This window comes from Lentzea tibetensis (assembly GCF_007845675.1).
Taxonomy (GTDB): Bacteria; Actinomycetota; Actinomycetes; order Mycobacteriales; family Pseudonocardiaceae; genus Lentzea; species Lentzea tibetensis.
In genome coordinates, this window is the sequence record NZ_VOBR01000018.1 from 86,964 (window position 1) to 101,311 (window position 14,348).

14 protein-coding genes are annotated in these 14,348 nt (G+C 70.4%); all 14 read left to right on the forward strand.

Going from position 1 to position 14,348, the window contains the following annotated elements; genetic code table 11:
• Positions 1–7 precede the first annotated feature (7 nt).
• The 14 genes from gntD (at position 8) to FKR81_RS26565 (ending at position 14,321) form a co-directional block, all read left to right on the forward strand.
• Entirely contained in the window at positions 8–1,030 is a 1,023-nt protein-coding gene (gene gntD, locus FKR81_RS26505; RefSeq protein WP_222598409.1) for a guanitoxin biosynthesis L-enduracididine beta-hydroxylase GntD, read from the forward strand.
• Between the two features lie 28 nt (positions 1,031–1,058).
• Entirely contained in the window at positions 1,059–3,503 is a 2,445-nt protein-coding gene (locus FKR81_RS26510) for a non-ribosomal peptide synthetase (protein ID WP_146355589.1), read from the forward strand.
• A complete protein-coding gene (locus FKR81_RS26515) occupies positions 3,500–4,546 on the forward strand; it encodes a hypothetical protein (protein WP_146355591.1) in 1,047 nt (348 codons plus the stop codon). The genes FKR81_RS26510 and FKR81_RS26515 overlap by 4 nt, the downstream gene beginning before the upstream one ends.
• Positions 4,543–5,415, forward strand: coding sequence for a prephenate dehydrogenase dimerization domain-containing protein (locus FKR81_RS26520; protein ID WP_146355593.1), 873 nt, complete (start codon positions 4,543–4,545; stop codon positions 5,413–5,415). Before FKR81_RS26515 ends, FKR81_RS26520 begins: the two co-directional genes overlap by 4 nt.
• Before the next feature lie 13 nt (positions 5,416–5,428).
• Entirely contained in the window at positions 5,429–7,012 is a 1,584-nt protein-coding gene (gene mdlC / locus FKR81_RS26525; RefSeq protein ID WP_146355595.1) for a benzoylformate decarboxylase, read from the forward strand.
• Positions 7,013–7,118: 106 nt separating this feature from the next.
• Positions 7,119–8,468 (forward strand): DegT/DnrJ/EryC1/StrS family aminotransferase, encoded by a 1,350-nt coding sequence (locus tag FKR81_RS26530; protein WP_146355597.1) that lies wholly within the window; start codon positions 7,119–7,121, stop codon positions 8,466–8,468.
• Entirely contained in the window at positions 8,465–9,304 is an 840-nt protein-coding gene (locus tag FKR81_RS26535; protein WP_222598410.1) for a transketolase, read from the forward strand. The genes FKR81_RS26530 and FKR81_RS26535 overlap by 4 nt, the downstream gene beginning before the upstream one ends.
• Positions 9,301–10,248, forward strand: a complete 948-nt coding sequence (locus FKR81_RS26540; RefSeq protein ID WP_146355599.1) for a transketolase family protein — start codon at positions 9,301–9,303, stop codon at positions 10,246–10,248. Before FKR81_RS26535 ends, FKR81_RS26540 begins: the two co-directional genes overlap by 4 nt.
• 32 nt (positions 10,249–10,280) lie before the next feature.
• Positions 10,281–10,460, forward strand: coding sequence for a lysine biosynthesis protein LysW (locus FKR81_RS26545; RefSeq protein ID WP_146355601.1), 180 nt, complete (start codon positions 10,281–10,283; stop codon positions 10,458–10,460).
• A gap of 2 nt (positions 10,461–10,462) precedes the next feature.
• Positions 10,463–11,305 (forward strand): lysine biosynthesis protein LysX, encoded by an 843-nt coding sequence (gene lysX, locus FKR81_RS26550; protein WP_235921785.1) that lies wholly within the window; start codon positions 10,463–10,465, stop codon positions 11,303–11,305.
• Positions 11,302–11,454, forward strand: coding sequence for a hypothetical protein (locus FKR81_RS43735; RefSeq protein WP_186763186.1), 153 nt, complete (start codon positions 11,302–11,304; stop codon positions 11,452–11,454). Before lysX ends, FKR81_RS43735 begins: the two co-directional genes overlap by 4 nt.
• Positions 11,439–12,461, forward strand: a complete 1,023-nt coding sequence (gene argC, locus FKR81_RS26555; protein WP_146355603.1) for an N-acetyl-gamma-glutamyl-phosphate reductase — start codon at positions 11,439–11,441, stop codon at positions 12,459–12,461. The genes FKR81_RS43735 and argC overlap by 16 nt, the downstream gene beginning before the upstream one ends.
• Complete coding sequence (locus FKR81_RS26560; RefSeq protein WP_146355605.1) at positions 12,382–13,278, forward strand: [LysW]-aminoadipate kinase; 897 nt, start codon at positions 12,382–12,384, stop codon at positions 13,276–13,278. The genes argC and FKR81_RS26560 overlap by 80 nt, the downstream gene beginning before the upstream one ends.
• Positions 13,275–14,321 (forward strand): M20/M25/M40 family metallo-hydrolase, encoded by a 1,047-nt coding sequence (locus FKR81_RS26565; RefSeq protein WP_146355607.1) that lies wholly within the window; start codon positions 13,275–13,277, stop codon positions 14,319–14,321. The genes FKR81_RS26560 and FKR81_RS26565 overlap by 4 nt, the downstream gene beginning before the upstream one ends.
• Positions 14,322–14,348 lie beyond the last annotated feature (27 nt).

The following is a 14,348-nucleotide window of genomic DNA, read 5'->3' on the forward strand; positions in this document are numbered from 1 at the left end:
CACGACTATGAAGGGACACGTTCGCTACCTGGACCTGTCGTCCATCGACGCCAAGGATGTCGACACCCTCACCCGCAACATCGCTGCCGACCACGGCGCCAGCACCGCACCCGCGGTGCTGGCCGCGGCGGCCGGCCTCGCACAACGGTTGCCGCAGAACCTGATCGACGAACTGCGCGACTTCCGGTTGCGGGAGCCGTCCGCGGCGCTCGTGGTGCGCGGCCTGCGCGTCGACGACGCTGAGATCGGCCCGACGCCGCTGGACTGGCGTTCGGCACCGGACCCCGCGTGCGCGGCGGCTCTCACCGCGCACGAGGTGTACCTGGTGCTGGTCGCCAGCCTGCTCGGCGACATCTTCGGCTGGTCAACGCTGCAGAACGGCAAGCTGCTGCACAACGTCGTACCGATGCCGTCGGAGGTGAAGGAGCAGAGCGGGCACGGCACGGTGAAGCTGGAATGGCACACCGAGGACGGTTTCCACCCGCACCGCTGCGACTACCTCCTGCTGCTCGGCATCCGCAACCACGACGCCGTGCCGACGACACTCGCGAGCATCGACGAGGTCGTCCTCTCTTCGCGGCACCGAGAGGTGTTGTCGCAGAAGAGGTTCCTCATCCGGCCGGACAACGAGCACCTCAACCGGGCGCGTGCGCTCGTCGAGGGCACCGGCCGGGTGCACACCATCCAGCAGATGCAGGACAGCCCCGAACCCAGCGCGGTGCTCTTCGGTCACCCCGAGACGCCGTACCTGCGGATCGACCCGGCGTTCATGACCGCGCGCCCCGGTGACCCCGAGGCCGCGGCCGCGCTGGCCACGTTGATCAGCGAGCTGGACACCCAGCTGACCGGCGTGCCACTGGGTGCCGGTGACCTGCTGATCGTCGACAACTACAAGGCCGTGCACGGGCGCAGCGAGTTCACCGCCCGGTTCGACGGCACCGACCGCTGGCTCAAGAAGGTGGTCGTGACGAGGGATCTGCGCAGATCGCGTTCCTACCGGGCCGCGGCCCACGAGCGCGTCCTGCTCTGATCGAGTCACATCAAGAAGGGGAGTAGCTGTGCCTGACCCGACGCAACTCACCGATCGCGCCTGGCTGGTGCTGGGCGAGCTCGACCTCGGCCGGGCCCGAGCCCGGCTCGCCAGCGCCTTCCCGGCGTTGCGTCTGGTCGGGTACGACTTCACCTCACCCGGTGAAGAGCACACCGAAGCCGGGGCGTGCTGGGGCGAGCTCGTCCGCGCGGAGACCGAGTCGGCGGCCATCGACATCGCCGCCGCACCGGCCCGCGCGGCACTCGTCCGCATCGCCCGCGACCAGCACCTCGCCGTCGTCGTCACGAGGGGAGCACTCGACCCTCGCGCCGTGCTGGCGTGCGTGCTCGACCCGGCGGCACCGGTCCCCGAGACAGGCGGGCAGGTCGCGGCCGAGATCCTGCCGAAGATGGTCACCGTCGACCTGCCCGCCGCACTCCGCAACGGCCAGCGGTCCGGGTCGGCGAGCACACTCGTCCGCCCCTGTCCGCACGACGTCGACGAGGCCGATCTCGCGGCGGCGGCCGCGATCCTGTTGTCCCGCTACCGCTCCCGGCCCGACGCCGAGCTGCTGGTGTCCGGCGTCCGGGTGCCGGTCGTGGCCGACGAGCAGGCGTCCTCGCAAGACCTGGTTCACCACATCCGCCAGGCGGTCGCCGGCGGAACGCCTGTCCCGCAGGGAACCGAGGCCACGGTGGCCGTGACCCGGCACCGCAGCCCGCGCGAGTTCCTCGCGGGCAGGGAGATCCGTCAGGTCCACGTGTCCGACGGCCGCGCCACGCACGAGCTCACGATCGCGCTCACCGAGGACGGTGAACTGCGCATCGACTACGACGCGGGCCTGTTCGACACGCACGACGTGTTCGTCGCCGCGAACCGGCTGCTCGCCGTCCTCGCGGACGTCGTGGCAGACAAGCCCGTGCTCGAGATCTCCGCGATGGCCGGCCTCGAACGCGACGCCGTCGCCTCGTGGTCGCAGGGCGTGGTGCAAGCCGTCGAGGACACCTGCCTGCACACGTTGGTCGAACGCCACGACCCGGAGAAGGTCGCGCTCGTCTGCGGCGGCACATCGCTGACCTACGGCGAGCTCAACAAGCGGGCGAACGCCGTCGCGCATCGGCTGGGACGCTTCGGGGTCGGCAAGGACGACATCGTCGCGATCCTCGCGGACCGCGCCGCCGAGTCGGTCGTCGCGATGCTCGGCGTGCTCAAGTCGGGTGCCGCGTACGTGCCGATCGAGCCGTCCTACCCGGCGGAACGAGTCCGGCACATCCTCAGCGACTCCGGTGCGCGCATCGTGCTGGCGCACGGTGAGTTCGAGTCGCCGTTGCCGGTGCTGGACGTCTGCGACTGCACCGGCGAGCACACACCGGTGCGCGTCGACCCGGCCGACCTCGCCTACGTCATCTACACGTCCGGCTCCACCGGTGTGCCGAAGGGCGTGTCGGTGAGCCATCGGTCCATTGTGGTCTCGACGCACGCACGCGGTGTCGGTGGACCACCGCCGGAACGCGACCTGGTCACCATGCCGTTGTGCTTCGACGGCGCGGCGGGCGGGTTGTACTGGACCCTCACCGGCGGCGGCACGGTCGTGCTGCCGACCGAGTCCGAGGCGCACGACCCCCTGGCGCTGCGGGCGTTGCTGCACCGTGCGCCGATCACGCACATCCACTCCGTGCCGTCGCACTACGGCCTGGTGCTGCAGGCCGCGGGCGGGTCGGGGCTGGAGGAGCTGAAGCTCGTGTCGGTCGGCGGCGAGCCGATGCCGCCGAAGCTGGTGGCGCGCCACCTGTTCGACTGCCCGGACGCCGTGCTGCTCAACGACTACGGCCCGACCGAGGCGGCCGTGTGGGCGACCGCGCACCGCTGCGACATCGCGGACGCCACCGGCGCCAAGATCCCGATCGGCGGACCGCTGCCCAACTACCGGATCCACGTGCTGGACGCGCGAATGCGGCCGGTGCCACCGGGTCTGCCCGGCGAGATCTGCATCGGCGGGCCGGCTGTCGCACGCGGCTACCACCAGCGGCCGGGACTGACCGCGGACCGGTTCGTGCCGGACCCGTTCGGCGCGCCGGGCGACCGGCTGTACCGCACCGGCGACCGCGGCCAGTGGTCCGCGCAGGGTGAGCTGCACATCATCGGGCGCGTCGACAACCAGGTGAAGCTGCGCGGGTTCCGGGTCGAGCTCGGTGAGATCGAGGCGGCCGTGCGCAACCACCGCTCCGTCGTCGACTGCGTGGTGATGCTGCGCGCCGCGCCGAACGGACAGGACCAGGTGCTCGCGTTCGTCGCGTCCGGCGACGGCGGGCTGACCGACGCCGAGCTGCGGAGTGAGGTGGCGCGGTTGCTGCCCGCGTACATGCACCCCGACCGGTTCGTCGTGCTGCCCGAGCTGCCGCGCGGCCCGAGCGGCAAGATCGACGCGCAACGCCTGCGCAACTACGACGTGGACTTGGCGGCTGTGTCATGACCGTAGTCGATGCGCGAGACGTCAGCGTGCACGCGCTGCTCGCCTCGCACCCGTTGGTGGCCAAGGTGTTCGTCGTCCAGCAGGACGGCCGGACCGTCGTGATGGTCGTGCCGCGCAGGCAGGCCAGGATCCCCGACCAGGTGTCGCGGACCGTCCAGCTGCGCGACCGCGTCCTCCGGCTCGCTCCACAACGCGTGCTTCAGGTCGGCGTCGGTGACGCGGATCTGCCGGACGCGCTGGCGAAGCACTGCGCGGTGTACCGGCTCGTCGAGCCGCTCCAAGCCGCGGAAGCGCTCAAGACAGACCGGTACGACCTGGTGCTGCTGGACCTGGCCGCACCCAAGCTGTCCACTTTGGACATACCGGCCGCGGTGCTCGCCGCGTTGAGCCGCACCGGCGCGGTGTTCGTGGCCAACCTCCGCGACCCCCGCGTCGAACGGCTCGCGAGCTGGACCCGCACCGGCGAACCGCGCTCGACCCAGGACGCGGCCGGCTGGTCACCTCCGGCACTGGTGCGCGGCCTCGCCGACGTGCCCGGCGTCGAGGTGCACGCCTACCCGCCGCTCGGCCCGGTCGGCGACTTCGACGTGGTGCTGCGCCACGCCGGTGAGGCCGCCAAGGTGCCGATGCTGCGCTGGAACCGCGAGGTGCAGTCGCCGGCGCACCTGTCCCGCCTGCTCTCCGAACGCTGCGTCGAACGCGTCCGGCTCGTCGGCATCCCGCTCGCCGGCGTCGTCGACAACGTGCTCGCCTGGCGGGAGAACGCCCCGCGCTCGGCAGGCGTCCGCTACGGCTTCGGTCTCGGCGTCGACTGGCGCGAGGTCGAGGCCATCAGTGCCGATCACGGCTACGACGTCACGTTCGTCGCGTCGCTCACCGGCACCGAGTACCACTTCGACGCGGTGCTCGAACGTTCCGGCAGACCGCCCCGCCGCCCGCCTGACCAGCTGGCACCGCTGCTGCGGCGGTGGCTGGCCGAACGGGCACCGGACATCGGTCCGGTCGACCTCGCTGTTCTCGACGACTTCGGTGGTGTGCTGTGACTCGTACGGTTGTGGTCGGTGGCGCCGGTCAGGTGGGGGAGCTCTTCACCCGCCTGTGCCTCAAGGGTGGCCGGGTCGTGTCGATCGACGGTGGAGACACGCTCGTACCGGGAGCTGAATCCGTCACGGGTGACGCGTGCACCCCGACCGACGCCATGCTCGACGAGATCAGCGAAGCGGACGTGGTCATCTTCGCCCTGCCGGAACGCGCCGCGCTCGCCGCGGCACGAGCCTGCGCGCCCGCCGTCCGGCCGGGCACGTTGCTGGTGGAGACGCTGTCGGTGCAGCAGGTCGTCACACGGGGGTTGACCGTGCTCGCCGAAGAACGCGGTGCCGAGGTGTGCGGGCTGAACCCGATGTTCGCGCCGGCACTGGGTTTCGACGGCAACGCGGTCGCGGCGATCAGGGTGGTCGACGGCCCGCGCACCGCGACCATGATCGACCTGATCGAGGACTCCGGCGCGGACGTCGTCACGATGTCGGCGGAGGAGCACGACCGGATCACCGCGGTGCTGCAGGCCGCGACGCACGCCGCCGTGCTGGCGTTCGGCAGCGTCGTCGCGGAACAGGGAGACATCAAGGCTCTCATCGCGCTCGCACCACCGCCTCACCTGACGTTGCTCGCGTTGTTGGCCCGGATCACCGGTGGCAACCTGGACGTGTACTGGGACATCCAGGCCGCCAACCCCAGCGCGGCCGACGCGCGTGCCGCGTTGAGCGAGGCGGTCACGGTGCTGGACAAGCTCGCGACGGTCGGCGACCGGGACGGGTTCTGGGAGTGGGTGCGCCGGATCGACGACCACCTCGGCGACCACGGCCCTGGGCTGCGCGACCGCTGCGCCGAGCTGTTCGCACTGCCGAGCCGGTAGAGGGGCAGAACTGATGAAGACGGTCCGCGACGTCACCCGTGACCTGATGCGGCAGCTGGGGCTCACCACGGTGTTCGGCAACCCCGGCACGACGGAGATCGCGTTCCTGACCGACTGGCCGGACGACTTCCGCTACGTCCTCGGACTCCAGGAGTCGGCGGTCGTCGCGATGGCCGACGGGTACGCGCACGCCGCCCGGCGGCCGGTGCTGGTGAACCTGCACTCCGCCGGTGGTCTCGGGCACGGGCTCGGACACGTCTTCACCGCGTTCAAGAACCGCACGCCGCTGATCGTGCTGGCCGGGCAGCAGATGCGCACGCTGCTGCCCGACGACCCGTTCCTCGGCGCGAAGGACGCGGCCGAGTTCCCCAAGCCGTACGTGAAGTGGAGCTGCGAACCGGCCCGCGCGCAGGACGTTCCCGCCGCGTTGGCACGGGCTTTCCACGTCGCCACCCAGGCGCCGCAGGGCCCGGTGTTCCTGTCCGTCCCCGTCGACGACTGGGACCAGCCGTTCGACGGGCCGGTGCCGGTCCGGCCGCGCATCCCCGGTTTCGCACCGGATCCGGAGACTTTGCAGGCGTTGGCGGAGGCGCTGAACAACAGTGAACGACCGGGCATCGTCGCCGGCCCCGCGATCGACGAGGACGGTGCGGTCGACGACCTCGTCGCGCTGGCCGAGAAGCTGAACGCCGGTGTGTGGGCGGCCGGTGTGTCACCGCGCTGTTCGTTCCCGGAGAACCACGCGTTGTTCCGCGGTTTCATCAGCCCCGAGCGCAAGGCGACCGCGGAGGCGTTGGCCGAGCACGACGTCGTGCTGGTGCTCGGCGCGCCCGCGTTCACCTACCACGTCTACCGCGGCGAGTCGGAAGTCCCGCTGCCACCGCTGTTCCTGGTCTGCGACGACGACCAGGAGCTCGCACGGGCCCGTGAAGGCGTCGGCCTGCGGTCGACGATGAAGCTCGCGATCACCGCTCTGCACGACCTGGTCGTGCAGAGCGATCGGGAACGACCGGCCGTGCTGCACAGGCCGCCGCGGCCGGTCGAGACCACTCCGCTGTCCGCGGGTTTCGTGTACTCGACCATCGCGGAACTGCTGCCGGACAACGCGATCGTCGTCGAGGAAACGCCGAGCCACCGCACTCTGCTGCACGATCACCTGCCGATCACGAGCACCGACTTCGGTTTCCTCACCACGGCCAGTGGCGCGCTGGGCTACGGCCTTCCCGCGGCGGTGGGTGCGGCACTCGCGCGTCCGGAGCGGAAAGTCGTCGCGGTCATCGGTGACGGCTCGTCGATGTACAGCATCCAGGCGTTGTGGACCGCGGCCCGCGAGGAACTCCCCGTCGCGTTCGTGATCCTCGACAACGCCCAGTACTCCGCCGTCCGAACGCTGGGCGCGGCCGCGGGTGGGCGCAACATTCCCGGCGTCGACCTGGGCGACCTCGATTTCACCGCACTGGCAAGGGGAATGGGGTGTGCGGCGCACACCGTCACTCAGCCCGACGAACTGAAAACCGCACTGGCGCAGGCGTTCGCTGATGACGTACCGCACCTCGTTCACGTTGTGGTGGACCAAAAACCACCAGCCATGTACTGACGAAAGACCGCCACGAGAGACACGGAACTTAGTGTCGGTGGCGGGTCGGCGCACAGCGCCACCGGATGACTCTTTCGAGAAATGCCCCTTGTGGAGAGGAAGAGATATGAAGGCGGAGCTGGCGATGTTCGGCGGCAAGCCCGCGGTACGGACGGAATACCGGAGACTCGAATGGCCGGTGGTGACCGATGCCGAGCGCGAAGCCGTGCTGCGCGTGCTGGACCACCGGAAGTTCACCGTCGGTGCGAAGAACGAGCCCGAGATCCACGGCCTCGAGTCCGAGTGGGCCGAGTTCTGCGACACCCGGTACGCGGTCGCCGTCAACAGCGGCACGGTCGCACTGGAGCTGGCGCTGACCGCGCTCGGCATCCAGCCCGGCGACGAGGTCATCGTGCCCGCGCTGAGCTACGTGGCGACCGCGATGGCGCCGCTCTACCAGCTGGCGATCCCGGTGTTCGTCGACATCGACCCCGTCACGTTCAACATCGACGTCACCAAGATCGAAGAGAAGATCACCAACCGCACGCGCGCGATCGTGCCGGTGCACCTCGGCGGTCTGCCCGCGGACATGGACGAGATCCGTGCGCTCGCGAGGAAGTACAACCTGCTCGTCGTCGAGGACGCGGTGCAGGCGCAGGGCGGCAAGTACCGCGGCGAGACGATCGGCTCGCTCGGCGACGTCGGCTGCTGGAGCCTCAACGTCGAGAAGTCCATCCCCACCTGCGGTGAGGGCGGCCTCGTCACGACGAACAACGAGGAGGTCGCGGAGCGGATCAAGTCGCTGCGCATCCTCGGCGAGGACCTCAGCACCGAAGAGCGCCTCTACGTCTCCACGACCCGCGGCTCCAACCTCAAGCTCAGCTCGGTGCTCGCCGCGTTCACCCGCGCGCAGCTCGCCAGCTTCTGGGACTACCAGGCCAAGCGCGACGTCAACGTCCCCGTCTTCCTCGACCGGCTGGCCCAGCTGCCCGGCATCACCATCCCGACCGTGCCGAACGACCGGACGCACATGTGGCACATGCTGCGCTTCCGCTTCGACGCCGAAGCCGCCGGTCTCGGTGACCTGTCCGCGGGCCGGTTCCGCGCCGCGCTGCGCCGCGCACTGCTCGCCGAGGGCGTGCCGCTCACCCACTACCAGCTCATCCCGTTGCCCGGTCAGCCCGTGTTCACCAAGCAGGACGCGTACGGCCAGGGCCTGCCGTGGTCGCTGCCCGGCGCGAACCCGCAGCGCTACGACCTCGCCGACTACCCGGTCACCTGCCAGGTCATCGAGGACTCGCTGTGCCTGCGCCGCATGCACCTCAACCCCGGTGCCGGCCCCGCGCTGGAGGAGTACGCGGACGCGTTCGACCGGGTCTGGAACAACCTCGACGTCATCGGCCGGATGGCCCGTCAGCTGGACTACGCGCCGCCGTGGGCGGCCGTGCCGGGCTTCGAGAAGGTCGGTGCGGCGTGACGGTCCAGGCCGAGGCGGTCACAGCGGACCTGTTCCGGTTGGAACGGGTGGCGCTCGCCGTGCGCGAGAACGTGCTGGCCATCGGCGCGGGGCCGATCGGCACGCACGTCGGCGGATCGCTGTCGGCGACGGACATCCTCGTCGCGCTGTACTTCGACGTCCTGCGGGTGCGGCCGGACGAGCCGCGCTGGGACGACCGGGACCACTTCATCCTCAGCAAGGGCCACGCGAGCGCCGCGCTGTACGCGACGCTCGCCGAGCGGGGCTTCATCTCCCGCGACGAGCTGGTCACCTACGGCAGGGCGACGGGCAGGCTGATGGCCCACCCGACGCTGTCCGTACCCGGTGTCGAGTTCGCCACCGGAGCGCTCGGCCACGGCCTGTCGCTCGGCGTCGGGCTCGCACTGGCCGCGCAGCGGGCGTTGCGTCCCAACCGGGTGTTCGTCGTGCTCGGTGACGGTGAGCTCCAGGAGGGCTCGGTCTGGGAGGCGGCCATGTCGGCCGCGCACCTCGGGGTGGGCAACCTCACCGCGATCGTCGACCGGAACCGCCTGCAGATCAACGGTTCCACCGAGGATCGCATGGCACTCGAGCCGCTCACCGACAAGTGGCGCGCGTTCGGCTGGGACGTGTCCACTGTGGACGGGCACGACTTCGCCGAACTGGTACCGGCACTGCGGGACGCGCCCGGTGGCGGCAGGCCGTCCGTGATCATCGCGGACACCGTCAAGGGGCGCGGCGTCCGGCACCTCGAGCACCGCAAGCAGGGCCACTTCGCCAAGCTCAGCCCCGAGGCCTACGAGAGAGCACTCGCCGCATTGCGAGCGGTCGCATGACCAGCACCTTGTCCGCCGCCACGTCCGACAGGGAGGCCTACCGGGCCACCCTGCTGGAGCTCGCCCGTGCCGACCAGCGGATCTGGTGCCTCGACTCGGACACCGGCGGGCTGGAGAAGGTGTTCGAGTCCGAGCTGCCCGGCCAGTACGTCGACCTGGGCATCGCGGAGGCGAACCTGATGTCGGTCGGCGCGGCGCTGGCGAGCACGGGACTGCTGCCGTTCGTCAACACGATGGCCGCGTTCGCGTCGGCTCGCGCGCTGGAGCAGGTGAAGATCGACATCGCCTACCACGCGCTGCCGGTGCGGATCGTCGCGACGCACTCCGGGTTCTCGGCCGCGCATCTCGGGCCGACGCACCACGCGCAGCAGGATCTCGCGATCATGCGGTCGCTGCCGAACATGACCGTGATGACGCCGGCCGACGCGGGCGAGACCGTCCGCATGGTGCGGGCGGCCGCGTACCTGCCGGGCCCGGTGTACATCCGGATCGGCCGCAACGCCGTCGAGAACGTGTACGACGAGGACGCGGACTTCACCGTCGGCCGGGCGGTCGAGCTGCGCTCCGGTGACGACGTGACGATCGTCGCCGCGGGCTCGTACCCGGTGGTGTTCGCACTGGAGGCCGCCGAACGCCTTGCCGCGCAAGGCATCGAGGCCACCGTGCTGAACATGCACACCATCAAGCCCCTCGACATGCCCGCCTTGATCAAGGCGGCGGGCACGACCAGAGGCATCGTGACGGTCGAGGACCATTCGTTGCTCGGAGGGCTCGGCGGCGCGATCGCCGAGGCCATCTCCGTGCACCGGCCGACCCGCGTGCTGCGGGTCGGCGTGGCGGACGCGTTCTGCGCCCGTCCCGGCACCCATCGCGAGCAGCTCGTCGCGGGCGGCGTCTCACCCGAGCACGTCATCGCGGCCGCCCGCGCGATCGTCACCAGATGATCGTCCACAGTGGATGAAGAGGAGAACGGATCATGACAACCGCCACCGCGAGCATTTGCCCTGACTGCACGGAGACCGTACCGGTGTCGGCCGGCCTGCGCGTCACGTCGATCGTCGTGTGCCCCGGTTGCAAGGTCGAGCTCGAGGTCATCAGCCTCGACCCGGCCGAGTTCGCCCTGGCGCCGGAGATCGAGGAAGACTTCGGGGAGTAGCCGTGCTGGCCGTCCTGACGACCCGCGCCCGCCTGGAAGAGCGCATGATCTTCGACGCGCTCGAACGGCGAGGCGTCGCCTACGAGGCGGTCGACGACCGAACGCTGGTCGAAGACCTGCAGGCAGGTCCCGCTGTGCGGTACAGCGGGGTGTTCAACCGGATCATGTCGCACACGCGCAGCGTGTACGCCGCCCGCCTGTTCGAGGCATCGGGTCATCAGGTCCTCAACTCCAGTCAGGTCGTCGAGACCTGCGGCGACAAGATCCTCACGTCGCTGGCACTCGTGCGCGCGGGTCTGCCGACACCCCGGACGGTGGTGTCGGTGACGCCCGACGGAGCGTTGAAGGCCATGGAGATGATCGGGTACCCGGCGGTGGTCAAGCCCGCCGTCGGGTCCTGGGGCAGGCTGCTGTCCAAGGTCAACGACCGGGACGCGGCGGAGACGCTGATCGAGCACAAGCAGGCCCTGAAGTCGCCCGCCCACAACGTCTACTACGTCCAAGAGTTGATCGACAAACCCGGCCGCGACATCCGGGTGATCGTGCTCGGCGACCGGGTCGCCGCCGCGGTCTACCGGCGGTCCGAGCACTGGATCACCAACACCGCGCGGGGTGCGACGACCGAGCGGTGTGCTCTGACACCGGACCTGGTGAAGCTTTCCCTGCGGGCGGCCGAAGCTGTCGGTGGCGGGATGCTCGCCGTCGACCTGATCGAGCGGTCTTCCGGTGAGCTGCTGGTCACCGAGGTCAATCACACGATGGAGTTCCACGGTCTGGCCGCGGTCGCGGACGTCGACATCGCGGACCTCATCGTCGAGCACGTGCAGGAGGTGCTGTTGCGATGAGCGCGGACTCTGGGGTCGTCGGCGGTGAGCTCGTCCGGTTCCTGCTCCAGCACCCGGATGCGAGTTGGGCCTGGGCGCTCGTGCCGGGCCTGGTGCGGCTGACGCCGCGAGTGGTCGAGGAGGTGGAAGCCCGATGCGAGCGTCGGTGATCGGCGGCAGCGGGTACATCGGCGGAGAGCTCGTCCGGTTGCTGCTGCAGCACCCCGAGGTCGACCTGATGCACGTCACGTCGTCGCGGCACAGCGGACGCCCGCTGCGGGCCGTGCACCCGAACATGCGCGACCAGACCGACCTCACGTTCGTGCCGGACGAGGAGGTCACCGCGTGCGACGTGGTGTTCCTCGCGGTGCCGCACGGCGCGGCGGCGAAGTCGCTCGACAAGTGGTCCGAGATCGCACCGAAGATCGTCGACCTCAGCGCCGACCACCGGCTGCACGACTCGGCTGCCCGCGAACGGTTCTACAGCGGTCCGGGGCCGGATCCCGAGTGGCTGTCCCGATTCCAGGCCGGGTTCCCCGAGCTGAACCGGGACGGGCTGCGCGGCGCCGACCACATCTCGGTGCCGGGCTGCATGGCGAACGCCGCGATCCTCGCGCTGCATCCCTTGGCACGCGCGGGACTCGTCGAAGGGCCGGTGCAGGTCGACGCGCGCACCGGGTCGAGTGGCGGCGGCCGGACACCGGACGAGGGCAGCCACCACCCCGAACGCAGCGGCGCGCTGCGGATGGCCAAGCCGCACGGGCACCGGCACATCGCGGAGATCGAGCAGGCGTGCGGCGTGAAGGTGCACATGTCGGTCACCGCGATCGAGGCGGTGCGCGGCGTGCAGGTCGTCTGCCGCGTCACGCCCTCGCGTCGCGTGTCCGAGCGCGAGCTGTGGGCGTTGTACCGCGAGGCGTACGGCAAGGAGCCGTTCGTGCGGCTCGTGCGGGAACGCTCCGCGCTGCACCGGCTGCCCGAGCCGAAGATCCTCAGCGGCACCAACTACTGCGACGTCGGCTTCGCGCTGAACGCCGACGGCGACCACCTCGTGGTCGTGGCCGCGCTGGACAACCTGGTGAAGGGAGGTGCGGGCAATGCCGTCCACTGCTTCAACATCGCCAACGGTTTCGACGAGACCGCTGGGCTCCGGTTCGCCGGACTCCACCCGGTCTGAGCGGTACGTCATCAAGGTCGGCGGCTCGCTCGGCGCCGACATGTCCCGTGCCTGCGCCGACATCCGCGCGCTGGTCGATGCCGGGTGCTCCGTGGTCGTCGTGCACGGCGGCGGTGCCGAGTCCGACAAGCTGGCCGCGGAACTGGGGCGTCCGCCGCGCTACCTGACGTCGACGAAGGGCAGGCGCAGCCGCTACACCGACGCATCACAACTCGACGTGCTCACGTTGGGCATGCTCGGCCGCGTCAAGCCACCGCTGCTGGTGGAGCTGCTGGGCATGGGCGTGAACGCGGTCGGACTGTCCGGAGTGGACGGCGGGCTGGTGACCGCGCGGCGCAACCCGCCGGTCCGGGTGGTCGTCGACGGCGAGGAACGAGTGGTGCGCGACGACCTGTCCGGGCGCATCACCTCGGTGAACCCGCGGCTGGTGCGGACGTTGCTGGACGCGGGATACGTGCCCGTCGTGTCACCGCCCGCGCTGGACCCGGTGGCCGGCCCGCTGAACGTCGACGCGGACCGGTTCGCCGCCGAGCTCGCGATGGCGATGGAAGCGGACTGGCTGATCATCCTGTCGAACGTGCCGGGGCTGCTGCGCGACCAGGACGACCCGTCGTCGCTGGTGTCGTCGATCCCGGTCGGTGAGCTGCCCGCGTACCTGGACCTGGCAGGCGGGCGGATGAAGGTGAAGCTGCGCAGCGCGGGTGACGCGTGCGCGGCGGGGGTGCGGCACGTCGTCCTCGCGGACGGCAGGCACTCCTCGCCGGTGCTGGCGGCGCGAGCGGGTACCGGGACGACTTTCGTCGGAGGAACAGGATGAGCACGCGAGCAGAGAACCTGTTGCGGCAGATGGTCGACATCCCGTCGCCGTCGGGGGAGGAGGCCGCGATCGCCGGCTTCCTGGCCGAGGTGCTGCCGGACTTCGGATTCGACGAGGCCTACGTCGACGAGGTGGGCAACGTGATCGCCCGCCGGGGAGACCCCGCCGCACCCATGATCATGCTGGTGGGGCACATGGACACCGTGCCGAGCCAGATCCCGGTGCGCCAGGAGGGCACGATCCTGCACGGCCGCGGCACCGTCGACGCCAAGGGCCCGCTGGCCACCATGATCTGCGCGGCCGCGGAGGCTTCCGCCGAAGGCGTGCAGATCGTCGTCGCCGGCGTGGTCGAGGAGGAGACGTTCGGCAAGGGCGCCACGCACCTCGCCGAGACGTTCCGGCCCGCGGTCGGGTTCGTCGGCGAGCCCAACGGCTGGGCCGGCGTCGGCATCGGCTACAAGGGCCGCGTCATGATGCAGATCGACGTGAGCCGCCCGTCCGTGCACACCGCGAGCCCCGAGGAGAAGGCGTCCGAGGCCGGTGTCGCGTTCTGGAACAAGGTCGTGGACTACTGCACCGAGGTGTCCACATCGGACAAGGCGTTCGAACGGCCGATCGCGACGCTGGTGGAGATGAAGGGCGACATCGAGGTCGCGTCGCTCACGATCTCCGTGCGCACGCCACCCGGCTTCGACCTGCCCGCGTTCGAGGAGTTCGTCGTCGACGCGGCGGGCTCGGACCTGCTGAAGATCGACGACCGCACGCCCGCGGTGCGCGTCGACACGGCCGGTTCGGCGGTGCGCGCGCTGATGGCCGGGATCCGGGCGCGCGGCGAGCGGCCGCGGCTGAAGCTCAAGACCGGCACCGCGGACCTCAACATCGTCGAGCCCGCGTGGCAGGTGCCGATGGCGGTGTACGGGCCGGGTGACTCGAGCCTGGATCACACCGACCGCGAGCACATCGACCTCGTCGAGTACCAGCAGGCCATCGACGTGCTGAAAGACGCGCTGGAGCGCCTCGCGGAGGATCTCCGCGCCGGTTAGTACAGTCGGTTCATCACCGAGAAACGC

Coding starts and splice junctions, on each gene's coding strand:
- FKR81_RS26530 (WP_146355597.1), top strand. CDS start 7,119: ATGAAGGCGGAGCTGGCGATGTTCGGCGGCAAGCCCGCGGTACGGACG.
- mdlC (WP_146355595.1), top strand. CDS start 5,429: ATGAAGACGGTCCGCGACGTCACCCGTGACCTGATGCGGCAGCTGGGG.
- FKR81_RS26560 (WP_146355605.1), top strand. CDS start 12,382: ATGCCGTCCACTGCTTCAACATCGCCAACGGTTTCGACGAGACCGCTG.
- FKR81_RS43735 (WP_186763186.1), top strand. CDS start 11,302: ATGAGCGCGGACTCTGGGGTCGTCGGCGGTGAGCTCGTCCGGTTCCTG.
- FKR81_RS26515 (WP_146355591.1), top strand. CDS start 3,500: ATGACCGTAGTCGATGCGCGAGACGTCAGCGTGCACGCGCTGCTCGCC.
- gntD (WP_222598409.1), top strand. CDS start 8: ATGAAGGGACACGTTCGCTACCTGGACCTGTCGTCCATCGACGCCAAG.
- FKR81_RS26540 (WP_146355599.1), top strand. CDS start 9,301: ATGACCAGCACCTTGTCCGCCGCCACGTCCGACAGGGAGGCCTACCGG.
- argC (WP_146355603.1), top strand. CDS start 11,439: ATGCGAGCGTCGGTGATCGGCGGCAGCGGGTACATCGGCGGAGAGCTC.
- FKR81_RS26545 (WP_146355601.1), top strand. CDS start 10,281: ATGACAACCGCCACCGCGAGCATTTGCCCTGACTGCACGGAGACCGTA.
- FKR81_RS26565 (WP_146355607.1), top strand. CDS start 13,275: ATGAGCACGCGAGCAGAGAACCTGTTGCGGCAGATGGTCGACATCCCG.